Annotated in this window: 10 protein-coding genes; 6 read left to right on the forward strand and 4 right to left on the reverse strand. The window is 38.7% G+C overall.

All coding sequences use genetic code 11. From position 1 onward, the window contains the following. Positions 1–157: 157 nt before the first annotated feature. Complete coding sequence (locus H6G96_RS26885; RefSeq protein ID WP_190915206.1) at positions 158–1,024, forward strand: branched-chain amino acid ABC transporter permease; 867 nt, start codon at positions 158–160, stop codon at positions 1,022–1,024. Positions 1,025–1,045: 21 nt separating this feature from the next. On the opposite strand, the gene H6G96_RS26890 is transcribed toward H6G96_RS26885, so the two are convergent. Continuing rightward, the gene (locus H6G96_RS26890; protein WP_190915208.1) at positions 1,046–1,183 is read right to left on the reverse strand and encodes a photosystem I protein PsaX; all 138 of its coding nucleotides are present in this window, start codon (positions 1,181–1,183) and stop codon (positions 1,046–1,048) included. A gap of 181 nt (positions 1,184–1,364) precedes the next feature. Beyond that, complete coding sequence (gene lipA, locus H6G96_RS26895) at positions 1,365–2,285, reverse strand: lipoyl synthase (protein ID WP_190915210.1); 921 nt, start codon at positions 2,283–2,285, stop codon at positions 1,365–1,367. 340 nt (positions 2,286–2,625) lie between these two features. Between lipA and H6G96_RS26900 the strand changes: the two genes are divergently transcribed. Both H6G96_RS26900 and H6G96_RS26905 read left to right on the forward strand, forming a co-directional pair. Then, a complete protein-coding gene (locus tag H6G96_RS26900) occupies positions 2,626–3,309 on the forward strand; it encodes a response regulator (RefSeq protein ID WP_190915232.1) in 684 nt (227 codons plus the stop codon). Positions 3,310–4,017: 708 nt separating this feature from the next. Then, a complete protein-coding gene (locus tag H6G96_RS26905; RefSeq protein WP_190915212.1) occupies positions 4,018–9,657 on the forward strand; it encodes an ATP-binding sensor histidine kinase in 5,640 nt (1,879 codons plus the stop codon). Between the two features lie 196 nt (positions 9,658–9,853). On the opposite strand, the gene H6G96_RS26910 is transcribed toward H6G96_RS26905, so the two are convergent. After that, positions 9,854–11,239, reverse strand: a complete 1,386-nt coding sequence (locus tag H6G96_RS26910) for a cytochrome P450 (RefSeq protein ID WP_190915214.1) — start codon at positions 11,237–11,239, stop codon at positions 9,854–9,856. A gap of 61 nt (positions 11,240–11,300) precedes the next feature. Next, complete coding sequence (locus H6G96_RS26915) at positions 11,301–12,269, reverse strand: terpene synthase family protein (RefSeq protein WP_190915215.1); 969 nt, start codon at positions 12,267–12,269, stop codon at positions 11,301–11,303. A 622-nt stretch (positions 12,270–12,891) separates the two neighbouring features. Here H6G96_RS26915 and H6G96_RS26920 point away from each other — a divergent pair. From H6G96_RS26920 to H6G96_RS26930, 3 genes are all read left to right on the forward strand, one after another. After that, on the forward strand, positions 12,892–14,217 hold the full coding sequence (locus tag H6G96_RS26920; protein WP_242063405.1) for a response regulator: 1,326 nt from the start codon (positions 12,892–12,894) through the stop codon (positions 14,215–14,217). 370 nt (positions 14,218–14,587) lie between these two features. Continuing rightward, positions 14,588–15,130 carry a methanogen output domain 1-containing protein gene (locus H6G96_RS26925; protein ID WP_190915217.1) on the forward strand — a complete coding sequence of 181 codons (543 nt, stop codon included), beginning with the start codon at positions 14,588–14,590 and terminating at the stop codon, positions 15,128–15,130. An 84-nt stretch (positions 15,131–15,214) separates the two neighbouring features. Next, positions 15,215–16,606: an ATP-binding protein gene (locus H6G96_RS26930; protein WP_190915219.1), complete on the forward strand. Its 1,392-nt coding sequence runs from the start codon at positions 15,215–15,217 to the stop codon at positions 16,604–16,606. The last annotated feature ends 348 nt before the right edge of the window (positions 16,607–16,954 follow it).

Here is a 16,954-nt window from a genome sequence, read left to right on the forward strand (position 1 = left end):
AGGATTCTATGTATATTAGCGGACAATTCTCTTTTATTTATAAACCATAACCTATGTTGTTATAAACCATAACTTATGATGTTAAATTTAGCCGCTAATCCGAAAAAATTATTATATAAACCACGGATCTAAAATTTTTGAAAGCAACTTAAGCCTTATGGATACACAATTTGCCCAACTAATCGTTAACGGGATTGCGGTTGGGAGCATTATTGCTTTAGCCGCAGTCGGACTCACTCTTACCTACGGAATTTTACGGTTATCTAACTTCGCTCATGGTGACTTTCTCACTCTAGGAGCCTATCTGACCTGGCTAATAAACACTATTGGAGTCAATATTTGGCTGTCGATGATCCTGGGAGCGGCGGGAACAGTAGCAGCAATGCTGTTATCGGAAAAGTTACTCTGGTCAAAGATGCGCTCTATTCGTGCTACTTCCACTACGCTGATTATTATTTCTATCGGACTTGCCTTATTTCTTCGCAATGGCATTATTTTTATCTGGGGTGGCAAGAACCAAAATTATAATTTACCTGTCACGCCAGCTTTAGACATCTTTGGTTTAAAGGTGCCGCAAAATCAATTATTGGTATTGGGGTTAGCGGTGCTAGCAATTTTGGCGCTGCATTACTTGCTGCAAAATACCAAAATTGGTAAGGCGATGCGAGCAGTTGCTGACGATCTGGACTTAGCCAGAGTTTCAGGTATTAATGTTGACCGAGTAATTCTTTGGACTTGGGTAATTGCCGGCAGTCTTACGTCACTGGGCGGCAGTATGTATGGGTTAATTACAGCCGTGCGTCCGAATATGGGATGGTTTTTAATTTTACCATTATTTGCCTCAGTAATTCTTGGTGGGATAGGCAACCCTTACGGTGCGATCGCAGCAGCTTTTATTATTGGCATCGTCCAAGAAATCAGCACCCCTTGGCTGGGTTCGCAGTACAAACAAGGTGTAGCACTGTTAATCATGATTTTGGTGCTGCTCATTCGTCCCAAAGGTTTATTCAAAGGAACGATTTGAGCAGCACCATTCCACTTCTAACTATTCAATAATGTGGAAATAGAAGGCTGCCACCACAAAATTGATAGCTAACAAGAACAGTGCCCAGCCTGTGCGAAAGGCGTAGGGAGGTTTAGCTCCACTGTCGGCAACTGCGGAATCCTTCGTTTTAGCGGTCATAATGCGATTCTCCTAATGTCACGACTTTTTAAGAAATACCAAACTGGCGTACCAAATATTCAAATTCTTTAAGAATATTTGTGTGAAGTTAAGAATTGGGGAGTGGGGACTGGGGACTGGGTATTGGGCATTGGGTATGGGGCATTAGTTATTTCTTCCCCTGCTCCCTCATCTCCGGCTTCTACTCCTCACTCCCTACTCCCTCCTCTCCAGCATGATAGGAACTGCGAACCAGAGGCCCAGAACGAACATGGTTAAATCCCATTTCCCATGCTAATCTGCCGAGTCGATCGAATTCCTCTGGAGTCCAATATTTTTGGACTGGTAGATGTTCTAAAGAAGGACGCATATACTGCCCAAGAGTTAAGCGATCGCACCCCACAGTTCTGAGATCAGCCATTGCTTCGACGACTTCATCAAGTGTTTCTCCGTGTCCCAGCATCAAACCTGATTTGGTGGGAGTTGTCGGATCGATTTCTTTGACCATAGCCAGTACCGAGAGGGAGCGATCGTACTTGGCTCCCCGGCGCACTGGCCCAGTTAACCGTCGCACTGTCTCAATATTGTGATTAAAACAAGCAGGTTTGGCTTTCACAATCATCGCTATTCGCTGGTATTGACCTGACTCCCCAATACCAGCACCACCCCAAAAATCTGGTGTTAGCACTTCAATTTGAGTCTCTGGATTCAACTGGCGGATAGTTGCGATCGTCTCTACAAAGTGACCTGCGCCCTGATCGGGCAAGTCATCACGGGCTACAGAAGTCAGCACCACATAACGCAATCCCAAAAGCTGCACCGCCTGTGCTACCTTTTGGGGTTCTTCTAAATCAAGAGCCATCGGTGCATGACCTTTATCTACTTGACAGAAAGCACAAGAGCGTGTGCAAGTAGGCCCCATTAGTAAGAAAGTTGCAGTTTTTTGGGCATAGCACTCCCCTCGGTTGGGACAGCGCCCTTCTTCGCAAATCGTGTGAATTTGGCGCTGCTTAATAATCCGTTGTACGGTAGAGATTTCACTGGCTTTGCCAATAGAGCGACGTAACCAGCTAGGCATTGCCTTAATTTCAGACTTTAGGTCGGCTTGTTGTGACGAAATCATAGACATCCAGGGAAGATGCGGATATTGAGTAACGGTAACGGTCTGTCAATTAACAAATGATACATAACAATAGGCGCAGGGATCGGCAGAGGCGAGGATGCTTTTAATCAAATCACGATGCCCCTTATGCCCTAGAACTAAGCTAAAGCCTTAAATATCACCATGACACAAATTGAAAAGAGCAAAAGCAAAAGTTTTGCAAAATACCTCTACCAGTGTCATTTATACCGAAATATACTATCCCCCAATTTCTAGAAATTTTGTATATAGTGGGGGAATTCTCAATGACAATCGGCAAAGCCGCTATTTACACTTAAAGTTTCTGTTAGAGCGAACAGTCGTGGCAAGCAACAAGATTTTAGTTATCGATGACACTACAGTTGTCAGGGTGAAAGTACGAGAAATGTTGCCTCCAGGCAATTTTGAGGTACTGGAAGCAAAAGACGGTTTGGAAGGACTAAATTTTATTCTTCAGGAAAAACTCAGCCTGATTATGCTGGATTTCCTGTTGCCTAAAATGAGTGGCTGGGAGGTTTTCCAGAAAGTTCAAGCCGATCCGGAGTTACGAAAAATTCCTTTGGTGATCATGTCTGGTCGCAAAGAAGAGGTGACTGAGAAAATCACAGAACCCTTTGAATACTTTGAATTTCTGGGTAAGCCTTTTGATCAGAAGCAACTAATTGGCGCGATTAAGTTAGCTATGACCAAGGCGAAACAGCCACGCCCAGAACTAGCCTCAGTAGGAGCAGCAGTTGCCGTTAAAAATAGCACAGTTGCAACTTCTAGTGTCGCTAATGCTACGGTAGCAGCCCCTAGTGTCGCCAATACTACAGTAATAACTCCTAGTGCTACAAATACTGCGATGCCTACGGCGGCAAGCAATGCAACTCCTAGCACCGGAGGAGCCTCCAACGCAGAAATTGATGCATTGAACGAGAAAATTGTCAAAATGCAAGCTGAAATCGATGGCTTAAAGAAACAGCTAACTCAGGTTGTGACCTTTATTAAACAAAAAATCAAGTAGCATTTGTGCTCATTATTATCGCAGCCAAAAATACTCCGTTTCTAATAACGGATGTCCGATTAATAGCGGGTAAAAATAGTTAGTTCAAAAATACTTATGTTGATAAATCATCGTTGACAACAAAATTCAAAAACTGGAAAAATAGCTAACAATTATTTCCACCTTTATCAACTTTGGATTTTGAATTCCCCGATCGCGTAACGTCTTCGTGAGAAGAAGAGGTTGACAGTCTAGCAAAGCATCCTTAAACCCACTAAACCTGCCGCAGTTTGCTCTTGAACTAATGAGAACGGCAGGCTTTTTTGTTATGTAGCCTGCTCCATTTACAATCTGTGCTACTTGATGCTACTCCACTAATCGAAAGCACAGAAAAATTCGCTAAAAATATATTTAGGCAGCTTATGCCTTGATATCAAAATTACCAAGTGGTGGGGGTTTAAGTCCCCTGCTTCTATCAAGTAGCGCGTTTTGTGACGGGGATTTAGACCCCGACACAAAACGTAATTGCGTTAGCGTAGCGGGGCGTAGCCCATTGCAAATTGCGAATTGTTTTACCTTTTCTAGAATTACATAGTCCAAGATAATACTTTAAGAAAAAATTAAATTTTTAAATACAAACTAAACAAAAGAATTCTTATTTCATGATAATGATAGTCTTCGCATGGGAATACTAAGCCATAGAAACAAGAATTATGAGCATAGTCTGCGATGTTGGTAGTATTAGATACATTATATGCGTTTCCTGGCTATCGCCTCACTGAGCAAATCTACTTAGGCAGTAAAACCCTAGTTTATCGTGGCATTAGAGAACAAGATCAAAAATCAGTTGTTCTCAAATTGATGCGAAATGAATATCCTACGTTCGCGGAAATTGCCCAGTTCCGCAATCAATATATCATTGCCAAAAACCTCGATCTTCCTGGCATAGTCAAAACCTATAGCTTAGAAAATTACCGTAACAGCTACGTCCTAGTGATGGAAGATTTTGGTGGCATTTCCCTCCAAGACTGGCGACTGGAGGACAAAGGGAAGGATGAAAACAGGTTTTCCTTAGATGAGTTTTTCAACATTGCCATTAAAATTGCTTCTACCCTTGAAGGATTGCATCGCGATCGCATCATTCATAAAGACATCAAGCCTGCCAACATCCTGATCAACCCTACTACAGATGAAATAAAACTCATCGACTTTAGTATTGCCACCCTGCTACCAAAAGAAATTCAATTTGTCACGAATCCCAACGTTTTAGAAGGCACCCTAGCTTACATTTCCCCAGAACAAACCGGGAGAATGAACCGAGGTATTGACTACCGCACTGATTTTTATTCCCTCGGTGTCACCTTCTTTCAACTCCTCACCGGACAGTTGCCCTTCACAACTAAAGATCCGATGGAGTTAGTTTACTCTCACATTGCTAAACAACCGCTAAAAGCCGATCGGATTAACTCTAATATTCCACTAATTTTGTCTGACATTATCAGCAAGCTGATGGCAAAAAATGCCGAAGACCGCTATCAGAGTGCTTTGGGATTAAAGCATGATTTGGAGATGTGCCAAAGCCAGTGGCAAGAAACAAAAAATATTCCACCCTTTGAACTAGGCGTTAAAGATATTTCAGACCATTTTGTAATTCCTGAAAAACTCTATGGTCGCCAAAGTGAAGTTGAAACCCTACTCGCTGCTTTTAAGCGTGTGACACAAGGGGCAATAGAAATGATATTAGTCGCGGGTTTCTCTGGAATAGGCAAAACTGCTGTGGTCAATGAAATCCACAAACCTATTGTGCGGCAGCGTAGTTACTTCATCAAAGGAAAATTTGACCAGTTTCAACGTGATATTCCCTTGTCAGGATTGGTGCAAGCTTTTCGGGACTTAATCGGGCAACTGCTTTCAGAAACTGATGCCCAAATTCAACAATGGAAAGCCAAAATTCTGCGGGGATTGGGTACACAAACTCAGGTGATTATTGATGTAATCCCTGAACTTGAACAGATTATTGGCAAGCAACCTCCGGTTACAGAAATCTCTGGTAGTGCTGCCCAAAATCGTTTCAATCTATTGTTTCAAAAATTCATCCAAATCTTTACAACCAAAGAACATCCCCTGGTTATTTTTTTGGATGATTTGCAATGGGCAGATATGGCATCTTTGAAATTAATTCAATTATTAATGTCTGAAACCCCCTTGCCTTCTGTTTCAGAACAGATAGAAGATATGCGTGAAACAAAGGGAAGTTTCTTATTAGTTGGTTCGTACCGAGATAATGAAGTTTCCAAGGCACATCCACTTTCTTTAACACTACAGGAGATTCAAAAAGCAGGAGCAAATATTAATACGATCACTCTAGCACCGTTAAATCAGGGTGATTTAAATTATCTAATTGCTGATACCCTTAATTGCCCTGAAGTAGTTGCTGTTCCTCTCACCCAGATGGTGTTTGCCAAAACTAAAGGTAACCCCTTCTTTTCCGTTCAATTCCTCAAGTCTTTATATGATGATGGACTAATTGTATTAAACTTTGATATTGGTTATTGGCAGTATGATATTTCAAAAGTCAAAGAATTAGCTCTTACAGATGATGTAGTAGAATTTATCGCACTTCAAATAGAGAAGTTGCCAATCAATACCCAAAAAGTTCTGAGACTTGCTGCCTGTATTGGTAATCAATTTGACTTAAAAACTCTTGCGATCGTCAATGAAAAATCTGTAGTAGATACAGCATCAGACTTGTGGCAAGCATTACTCGATGGGCTAGTTTTCCCTCAAACCGAAAATTATAACATCTTTTCGCAAGATAATCTTAATCAAGAATTTATTGTTCATGGAATAGAATCTACACAATTTTCGAGTTCTAATTTACAGCTACCTAAATATAAATTCGTACATGACCGAGTGCAGCAAGCCGCTTATTCTTTGATTCCTAAAGAACAAAAAAAGCCAATTCACTTAAAGATTGGACTACTGCTATTGAACAATATTCCAGTAGCAGAACAGGAAGAAAAGATTTTTGAGCTTGTCAACCAGTTTAATATCGCAGTAGAATTCATCTCTCATCAAGCTAAACGAGATGAACTAGCGCAAATGAATTTAATAGCTGGACGTAAAGCTTTAACATCAACGGCTTATCTCGCTGCGGTTAACTATTTAACTACTGGTATTCAATTGCTAGCAGCTGATAGCTGGGAAACCAAACATGATCTTACCCTGGCTTTATATGAGACTGCGACAGAGGCAGCATACCTAGCTGGCAATTTTGAACAGATGGAGGAATTAGCAGAGGTGGTGTTAGCACGTGAAACACTACTAGAAAAAGTGAAAGTTTATGAAGTCAAAATTCAGGCTTATGGGGCGCAGAATCAAGCACTAGAGGCTGTAAATACTGCATTAACCTTTTTAAAACTTTTGGGAGTGGAATTTCCTGAACATCCAAGCCAGTCTAATATTCAGTTAGCAATCGCAGAATTAACATCAAATCTCAACGGTAGGCCCATTGAGGATTTAATTAATCTCCCGGAAATGATAGAAGGGCCGCATATGGCAACTATGCGTATCCTATCAACTGGAGCCTCTGTTGCTTATGCAGTCGCTCCTGAATTGTTTTTGCTGATTACTCTCAAACAAATCAGCTTATCGCTAAAACATGGTAATACTCCGTTATCTGCCTATGCTTACGTTAATTACGGGTTAATACTCAGCGGGGTAGTGGGGGATATTGAGTCTGGTTATAAATTTGGCAAACTAGCTACAACTTTGACTGATAAGCTTAATGCTAAAGAAGTTAAAGCTAAGATTATACTGATATTTAACACAGGTATTTGGAATTGGAAGGAACATACTAAGGAAACATTAAAACCTTTACTGGAAGGTTATTATGTTGGACTGGAAACAGGAGATTTAGAATTTGCTGCCTATTGTATTAACGCTTATTGTTACTCTGCATATTTCATTGGTAGAGAACTGACAGGATTAGAACGGGAGATGGCAACTTACACTAATGCCATCAGGCAAATTCAGCAAGAAGCAGTATTTAACTGGAGTACTATCTATCGACAGAGTATATTAAATTTACTGGGATCTGTAACTAATCCCTATAGTTTAATTGGTGAAGTTTACGATGAAAATAAAATGCTGCTGCTTCATGTTGAAGCTAATGATGGAACGGGGATTTTCTATTTATATGTAAGAAAGTTACATCTTTGTTTCCTATTTCAAGACTTTTCTCAAGCAATTAAAAATGCTAACCTAGCAGAAAAGTATTTACATGGTGGAACAGGACAACTAGTCACTCCTCTCTTCTACTTATATGATTCACTAGCGCGACTGGCAATATATCCTAATGCATCTAGTTCTGACCAAAAGTACATTCTGGATAAGGTTCAAGCGAATCAGGAAAAAATAGAGCATTGGGCACATCATGCTCCAATGAATTATTTACACAAATATTATCTTGTTGAGGCTGAACGGTATCGAATTGCTGGTCAATATCTTGAAGCAATGGAATTCTACGATCGCGCTATCTCCCTTGCCAAAGAACATGAATATATTAATGAAGAAGCGCTAGCTCAAGAACTTACAGCCAAATTCTATTTAGAATGGGGCAAGCATAAGATTGCCCAAATCTACCTTACAGATGCCTATTATAGCTACGTTCGCTGGGGAGCATTAGCCAAAGTTGACGATTTAGCAAAACGCTATCCCCAATTACTCGCTCCTATATTCCAGCAAGAAAAACTGAGGGTTGATTCCAGCGAGGAAAGCACCTCTTTCAATAGCACATCTTTATCTACGTTGAGTAATCAACAAACTGTTGTTGGATCGAAAACAAGTATTTCTGACTCTCTGGATTTAGCCGCGTTCATTAAAGCATCTCAAGCACTTTCTGGGGAAATAGAACTTGAGCGACTACTTTCTACTTTAATGAAAGTTGTAATGGAGAATGCAGGAGCCTCTAAATGCGCTTTGATTTTAAGCGAAGGTGATAACTTAGCATTAACTGTCACAGCGGTTTGTTCAAGTTCAAGTTTTGAGCATACCTACACAGAGTTCCCCTCAACTTGCCTAGAGTCAAGTTATGATATTCCCATTAGTTTGATAAACTACGTTAAACGCTCCAGAGAAATATTGGTTATCGATGATGCAATGACTGTTTCTTATTTAGCATCTGATAGGTATATTCTTTGTGAAGAACCCAAGAGCTTGTTGTGTATACCTATTATCAATCAGAACAAATTACTCGGTATTCTTTACTTAGAAAATAAGCTGACAACAGGGGCATTTACACGTGATCGTATAGAAATTCTCAAACTCCTCACCACCCAAGCAGCAATATCTTTAGAGAATGCTATCCTTTACAAAAACTTGGGTCAAGCTAAAGAAAATCTGGAAAAATACAACCATACATTAGAAGAAAAAGTCGAGAAGAGAACACAAGAAATCAATGAGAAGAATCAACACTTAGAACAGACTCTACAACAATTGCAACGTACCCAAACCCAATTGATTCAAAGTGAAAAAATGTCTTCATTGGGGGAAATGGTCGCAGGAATTGCCCATGAGATAAACAACCCCATTAATTTTATTCATGGTAATATTATTTATGCTAGTGAGTATGTTCAATACTTACTGGATTTGATAGCTGTTTATCAGCAGCAATACCCCCATCCTTTGCCTTTAGTTGAAGAGAAAGCTGAGGAAATTGATATAGATTTTCTAGTAAAAGACTTACCAAAGATTCTAGATTCAATGAACGTTGGCAGTTCCCGTATTCGGGATATTGTTTTGGGTTTACGCAACTTCTCCCGCCTAGATGAATCTGAAATGAAGCTTGTAGATATTCATGAGGGGATAGACAACACCTTAATGATTTTGCAGCATCGGCTGAAAGAAAAAAGCGATTACCCTGAGATTAAAGTCATAAAACAATACGGAAAGCTGGAAAAAATTACTTGTTACGCTGGTCAGCTAAATCAGGTATTTATGAATATCTTGAGTAATGCAATAGATGCTTTAGAAGAGTCATTTGCTATTGATCTCCCGTTATTAGTAAATGACAAAACACAAATGATAAAAGATAAAGGAAAAATTCGCATTTTTACTGAAATAACAGATTTTAAGACGGTTGTAATTCGGATTGGTGATAATGGTTGTGGTATGACAGAAGCTGTGCAGCAGAAAATATTTGACCCATTCTTTACCACCAAGTCGGTAGGAAGTGGAACGGGGTTAGGATTGTCGATTAGCTATCAGATTGTTGTGGACAAACATAAGGGTAGTTTAACCTGTAATTCTATATTAGGAGAGGGAACAGAGTTCGTAATTGAGATCCCTGTGCAACAGTCAGGTATCTAGAGTAGTACCACTTGTATTAAGATACACGATTGGGTTAAGCGGAGTAAAATTTAACATTTGGAAGTTTGTTGAATTTTGCTTTACTCTACCAAACCTATAATCATAAAAACCCAGTTTGCCACAAAAACTGGGTTTATAATACTCATCAAAACAACTCTGAAAAGCTACTAAGATACAGGTGTAGCTGTCATATTGACTAAAGACTTTTGAAAGACTCTTGACACACACGGCGTCCTGTAATTACCATCTTGACTCCATCTGCCGGCGCAAGGGTAAAACCTCTACGCTGAGGTCGCTCTGGTCGCCGATCAACTAGTGCAAACTCATAGCGTGACAAGGCTATTGCTAATACTAGCTTCATTTGAAATATAGCCAAAGCTTCACCAATACAACGACGAACACCACCACCAAAGGGTAGAAATTCATAGGGAGAAAATTGGCTTTCAACAAAGCGCTCTGGTTTAAATTCCTTAGGCTGGGGATATAAATCCTCCCGCTGATGAGTAAGATAAACACTGGCAAGTAGTACTGTCCCAGGCTCTAAAAGATGTCCCAGTAGTCGTACAGGTTCTTGCACTACTCTAGGAAAACAGAACATTATAACCGGATGAATTCGCAAGGTTTCGTTACAGACAGCTGTGAGATATGGCAGCCGATAAATACTCATTGGATCTGTGAAATCACCAAGGGTATCCAGTTCCTTGAGTAGTTTTTCATGAACTAGTAACTTTTTGTGAATCCAGTACAATCCCCAAGCCGTTGCAGTTGCCGTAGTTTCATATCCTGCAAGTATTAAGGAGATCAACTGATCGCGTAACTCTTGATCCGTCATCGGTTGACCAGCATCATCCGTTGCTGACATCAGCATAGATAGGATATCAACACGTTTTGTATCGGGTTGCTGCCTACGTTCGGTAATTTCAGCGTAGATCAATTCATCAATTTGCTTACGATCACGCAGAAATTTACCCCAAGGACTCCAAGTTCCTAAATCCTTTTGCAAAAATGAGAAAAAGAACACACTAGAAGTGAACGGTGACTGAAAAAGATTCAACATCTGTAGCAATAGATGCTTAAATTTTTGAAGTTTTTCTCCTTCATGCAAGCCTAAGACAACTTGTAAAATAACTTGCAATGAGATTTCCTGCGTTACATTATGCCCCAAGAAAGGCTGATCTAGTGGTAACTGACTAAAAGCGTTTTCAGCCAGACTACAGATCCTCTGACCGTAGCTTTGCATTTGCTCTCCATGAAAGGCAGGCATCACTAATTGTCGTCGCTGTTTGTGACGAGTACCCTCCAGCAAGAAGACTGAATATTCTCCTACTAAGGGTTTTGCAATTTTGTTAGCCTCAGCAACAGCTACAAACTTCTTTCTATCGTTGGTTAAAATTTCCTGAATTGCTTGGGGATGGTTTACAAAAACTACGGTATCCCCAAAACCAACTATCCTAGCAGTAAAAATGTCAGGATATTGCTGAGCCGCTTTTTCCATATACCCAACAGGGTCAGCGATCCATTGAATTTTTTGAAAAAAAGGACGGGTTTTGAGAATATTTGGTAGTTGAGCCTGTTTTTTCATCTCAAAATTATGCTTACAAGTAGAGCGGTCGAATTCGCTTATTTGAAAGTTTAAAATTAACTTAAAAGTTAATTAACTCCAATTTTTCTGCACTTTCATATCGGGAAGTAAGAGAATACCAATTAAAATTGCCACTAATCCAGGAGTGCATTATTGATATATATTTTGCCAGTTCAACATCTATATCTTCTCCAAAAGAAGGAAGAGAAGCTTCTAAATTTATCAACGATTTTACCTTTTGATCATGCATATCAGCAGAGCGCTTTATTGCTTTATTCAAAGGGAGTTTATGTAGATGATGTAGCACAATAACTAAATTATGAACATCGCCACTGTCTATCTCTCTAGATGCTGAAAAAACATCATTGCACCAAGCAAGAATATCAATTGTTATTAATTCTAGTTGTTTCACGGTTTTATGATTTCGTAAAATATCAGAGAGCATGTAATTATTGCAAAATTCACTTACTGTCAGGAAAAGATATCCTCCTACGCTGAATCTTCTACATTTCATATAAGTGTTAATATTAGGTACAATTCCTTCAGCACGAATAGCTGCTTCCTCTACACATCCGTGGCAGTATTGCTCAAAGCAGTGGAGGAAGTAATTGAACCATTTTTCACTCGCTCTTTCACGTGTTCGTTGTCGCAAATCAGCTAAGGCATGATTGATGGGTATATCCTGCTTTGTTGGTTCTGCTCCTCTCAATATTTCTATAAATCTTTGTTGAAAAACTTTGAGCGCTGCCGGTTGTTTTTTGAACTCTGACATATCGCATAGATCATCCCAGATAAATACCCAACTAAGCCAGTCATTTCCAATCTTAAGTTCTTCTAAACCACAGTCTGGATAGGCACTTGCAGCTAACAAGAAAAATTTTGACTTTGAGAAACGCTGGTAAGCAGTTTTACTTGGTTGTAGGTTGAATCGAAGCACCCATTCGAGAGCATGCTTTTCTAAAACATCAACATGTTTATTGATCTGGGATGGAAATGGGCAGTACAAACCAGAGGAAAGTAATTGCGGCATAAAATTGTATTAGTTCAAAGTAACGAAGATGAATTTAAAGACAAACAAAGCGATATAGTATTGCTTTTAAAAAAAATTAATATAGCTCCAAGACTTCTACAGTATGTAAATAATTTTTACACGTCTATTTTTAGCTATATATAAATTTCTCAATACTTATCTAGTTATTGTTCAGGTTTTTTTAAAAATAAATAACCGTAATTACTCTGAATTATAAATTTTTCTATAAAATTGATTATAGTTTTATTGGTATCTAATAAGTACTGTTGACGAACTCAAAAAGTCAACCTATGGCATCGCAATACTTTTCCGATCTAGCGGCACTTTTATAAAAATACAACGGTAATAATGACTAATTTCAGAGCGATCGCCTTCATAAAAGAAGATGCTTCACTCTAGTAAAAGTGAAGATTTAGTGCTTATTCCCATCCTGTAGCGATCGTTCTCCCAATCACATAGAACAATTTAGCGTAAAAATGTTGTTGTTATCAGAGTTTTGGGAACTATAGGAATGTCAGACGAAAAATTCGTCTGTAAGTCCACCGATAACATAAAGGTGACTTAGCTGCGATCGTAGGGTGAATATTGAACAAGCAACAAGGAGCCAAATTAATTTAAATACATGAATTACAAGCAAAATATACAAATGCTTTATGTACCAGAAGACAATTCAATTTTAGTAGTGGATGATACTACAACAAATTTAGAAATTGTCTTTGATATATTAACGAAAGTAGGTTTTGAAGTTACTACAGAAACCACTGGGGAGAGAGCAATTAAACAGGTTGAGCAGAGATTACCTGATTTAATTTTATTAGATGTAATGATGCCTGGAATAGATGGGTTTGAAACCTGTAAAAGGCTAAAACAGAATTCAGCTACTTGTGACATTCCAGTAATTTTTATGACTGCCAATTCTGACACTGATAGTAAAGTAAAGGGACTAAATATAGGAGCCGTTGATTACATTACTAAGCCCTTTCATGAAGAAGAATTATTAGCTAGAATTAAAACCCATCTTCAATTACGAAATCTCACAAAAACTTTAGAAAAACGAGTTACAGAAAGGACAGGAGCGTTGTCTAGGGCATTAAAAGACTTACAAGAGTCTCAACTACAGCTTGTACAGACAGAAAAAATGTCTGCCCTTGGTCAATTAGTAGCAGGAGTTGCTCATGAAATTAATAATCCTGTTGGTTTCATTCATGGCAATCTCGGACACGCTTCAGCATATTTCCAAGACATGATTAATATTATTAACCTCTATCAGCAGCATTATCCTAATCCGGTTCCAGAAATTAAAGAGGAAATTACAGCAATAGATTTGAAGTATATCCTTGCCGATCTACCTAATTTAATTTCTTCAATGAAAGAGGGTGTTCAGCGCATTCGCAACATTAGTACAAGTCTAAGAACCTTTTCTCGCGCAGATAGCGATCGCAAAGTTTTTTGCAACATTCATGATGGCATCGATAGTACAATCATGATTCTCAAACACCGATTAAAAGCATCCGAGGAACGCCCCGATATTCAGATAATTAGAGATTACGATAATTTACCAGAATTAGAATGTTTTATCGGACAGCTAAATCAGGTATTTATGAATTTATTAGCTAATGCTATTGATGCTTTAGAGGAGTCTAATGTAGGACGCACCTATATTGAAATTGAAGCAAATCCCAACCAAGTTTTGATTCAGACTAGCCTTAGCGAAAACAAAAATCATATTTTTATTTGTATTAAAGATAATGGGGTGGGAATGCCGACTGATGTACAGCAAAAAATTTTTGACCATTTATTTACCACTAAGCCTGTAGGCCAAGGCACAGGATTAGGATTATCAATTGCTCGCCAAATTGTTGTCGAAAAACATGGTGGGACTTTGGAGGTAAATTCAGCACCCGGACAAGGTTCAGAGTTTATTATTAAGCTTCCAATTGAAAAATAATAGAAAAAACACTTATCCATATAAATGAATTTATGTTTAAAACAGTAGTAGGTCACAGTAACGATCCAGATTCTGTATCAGCAGTTGAAGAAGTGATTTAGCAATGCGCCAGTTCTCTTGCAGATTATTCAGAACTAACTTCTATTAAGTATCTAATTAGCAATCACTCTCTTGGAAAAACTTTGCGATTTACTGACTTTGTAAAACTGGGAATTTTTACAACGACAAGGTTCAAAATTTATGATGGCCATTTCTATTGATTAAAAAAAAGCAAGCATCAAATTGTCTAAAAAAAGAGATTAAGCAGTTATTTTAGAAGCATTTTGGGGAACTCTAGAACTGTAGCTCCAAAATTGTGTTCTCAAAATTTATGACCAATGCATTTAACCGCTCAATACCTACGCTTAATCTTTCTTTAGAACGCGATATATTTTTACGTACATTAATCAGAGAATTATCTGGCACTTTGCAGGATGTAGTTGGCTTAGAAGAAGCATCTGGATTTATTAGCGTAGTTGGTGAAAGGATGGCTAGCCAGCTCAACCAAGATTACAAATCTGCTCTGGAAGTCTCAAATCTTTCTCGTAAGCAGGTCGCTGATGTCTTAATTGATATAAAAAAACGAATTCAAGGCGATTTTTATGTCATTGAGCAGGATGATGAAAAAATTATCTTTGGCAACCGTGTCTGTCCATTTGCCGAAAAAGTGCTTGATCGCCCTGCTATGTGTATGATGACTTCAAACGTCTTTGGAACGATCGCAGCTAATAATCTGGGATATGCGAAAGTAGAATTGCAAGAGACAATAGCACAGGGTGCTTCTGGATGTAGAGTTATTGTTTACTTAAAACTTACAGAAGAGGCAGAAGATGCAGAAGGTAGAGAATATTTTAGAGGAATAGAGTCTGTGTAAGCTCTTCACCACTATATCAAGCACAGAATACAAGCTTGAGCGCAGATATGTAAAGTAGAGTTGAACCCTGAAATTGAAAGCCCCATGACCCCTGAACAATTTCTTGAATTTGCCAGAGTTTTACCAGAACCTTTACTCCTGGTGAGTAGTGAGGGTCAGCTTTTGGCTACCAATCAACCAGTAGCAGATATGCTGGGATTACGCCGTCAGGAACTGCGGGGAAGAATGCTTTTTGAATTTGTGACTGAGTTTGCTAACGATGTTGTAAAGTACCTGCAAGCTTGTTCAAGTAGCAGGGCAATGGTTATTGGCTCTTTGACTTTACGAAAGAATGATGGACAAACCTTAATATGTCGTAGTCAAGGAGCCGTTATTCAACCTTGGTCTCCTGAATCTTCAGCTTTAATTCTCTTACGCTTGGAAAACAGAGCTTTAGCCAGCAGTAATTTCGTCCTTCTGAATGAGAAAATTGATGAGTTAGCAAAAGAAGTTCAGAAACGAAAACAGGCGGAGGAAGCGCTCAAGAAAGCGAATCAAAAGCTAGAAATTCGAGTTGAAGAACGTACAACTGCTTTACAAGAAACATTAAACGAACTACAACTTACCCAAACCAAGCTTATCCAAGCTGAGAAGATGTCTAGTTTAGGTCAGATGGTCGCTGGTATTGCCCATGAAATTAATAACCCTGTCAGTTTTATTTATGGAAACCTTTACCACGCCCATAAATATACTCAGGATTTACTGAAATTAGTGCAAGTGTATCAACAGGTTTTTCCAAATACTCCTCCAGAGATCCAAGAGCAAGTAGAAGAAATAGACTTAGATTTTCTGTTTCAAGACATAACTAGACTTTTCGAGTCAATGACAGTAGGAACAGAGCGCATTCAAGAAATTGTTAAATCGCTACGCAATTTTTCGAGACTTGATGAAGCACAACTTAAGCAAGTCAATATCCATGAGGGAATTGATAGTACTTTAATGATTTTGAAGCATCGGCTCCAAGCTAGGGATGAGTACCCAGAAATCAAAGTAATCAAAAAATATAGTCGACTACCCAATGTAACTTGTTACCCTGGCGAACTTAACCAAGTGTTTATGAATATTCTTGTTAATGCGCTTGATGCACTGGAGGTGTCGGCGGTCAATGGCCAGCCTTTAGAAGTCAATCTACGAAATACTGGCAATCAAACACTGACAAAGAATAATCCCCAAATTGAAATTAAAACTGAGGTAATCGATGAAAAATGGATAACGGTTAGTATTGTTGATAATGGTTTGGGGATAAATGAACAAATTCACTCAAAGCTATTTGATCCGTTTTTCACTACTAAAGCTGTAGGCAAAGGTACTGGGCTAGGGCTATATATAAGCTATCAAATTATAGTTGAAAAACATAACGGACAACTTAGCTGTTTTTCTGTTCCAGGAGAAGGTGCAGAATTTGTAATTAAGATACCTATTAGCTCAGTCTCATAAAGTTTAATTACTACTTTAGTATTTTTATCAAAATTAATATATAAATCATGAACTATTAGTAATAGTTCTATTTATATATAGCAGTCCTAAATCATTTATGAAAATTATTCAGTTAAGGCTAAAACTTTTTGTCAAAGTTAGTCTTTTTTACTAACCACAGAGGCACAGAGAACACAGGGAGAAGAAATAAATGCTTAACTGAACTGTATTGGATTATATGTCAATACGGTTCAGTTAAGGCTCAAAGTTGTGTAAATTAAGTGTTGTAATCAACACTGAAAGTAAACTGTAGTGCATCTCAAAGATTTCTCCCTGTTGTCTCCAATGATACAAAGCGAGGAATTGCTG

The sequence above is a fragment of the Nostoc sp. FACHB-892 genome (assembly GCF_014698795.1).
GTDB lineage: Bacteria > Cyanobacteriota > Cyanobacteriia > Cyanobacteriales > Nostocaceae > Nostoc.

Bases quoted from the DNA above. Each gene is read 5' to 3' on its own strand.
- H6G96_RS26920 (WP_242063405.1), top strand. From the start codon at position 12,892: ATGAATTACAAGCAAAATATACAAATGCTTTATGTACCAGAAGACAAT.
- H6G96_RS26930 (WP_190915219.1), top strand. From the start codon at position 15,215: ATGACCCCTGAACAATTTCTTGAATTTGCCAGAGTTTTACCAGAACCT.
- H6G96_RS26905 (WP_190915212.1), top strand. From the start codon at position 4,018: ATGTTGGTAGTATTAGATACATTATATGCGTTTCCTGGCTATCGCCTC.
- H6G96_RS26910 (WP_190915214.1), bottom strand. From the start codon at position 11,239: ATGAAAAAACAGGCTCAACTACCAAATATTCTCAAAACCCGTCCTTTT.
- H6G96_RS26925 (WP_190915217.1), top strand. From the start codon at position 14,588: ATGACCAATGCATTTAACCGCTCAATACCTACGCTTAATCTTTCTTTA.
- H6G96_RS26915 (WP_190915215.1), bottom strand. From the start codon at position 12,269: ATGCCGCAATTACTTTCCTCTGGTTTGTACTGCCCATTTCCATCCCAG.
- lipA (WP_190915210.1), bottom strand. From the start codon at position 2,285: ATGATTTCGTCACAACAAGCCGACCTAAAGTCTGAAATTAAGGCAATG.
- H6G96_RS26890 (WP_190915208.1), bottom strand. From the start codon at position 1,183: ATGACCGCTAAAACGAAGGATTCCGCAGTTGCCGACAGTGGAGCTAAA.
- H6G96_RS26885 (WP_190915206.1), top strand. From the start codon at position 158: ATGGATACACAATTTGCCCAACTAATCGTTAACGGGATTGCGGTTGGG.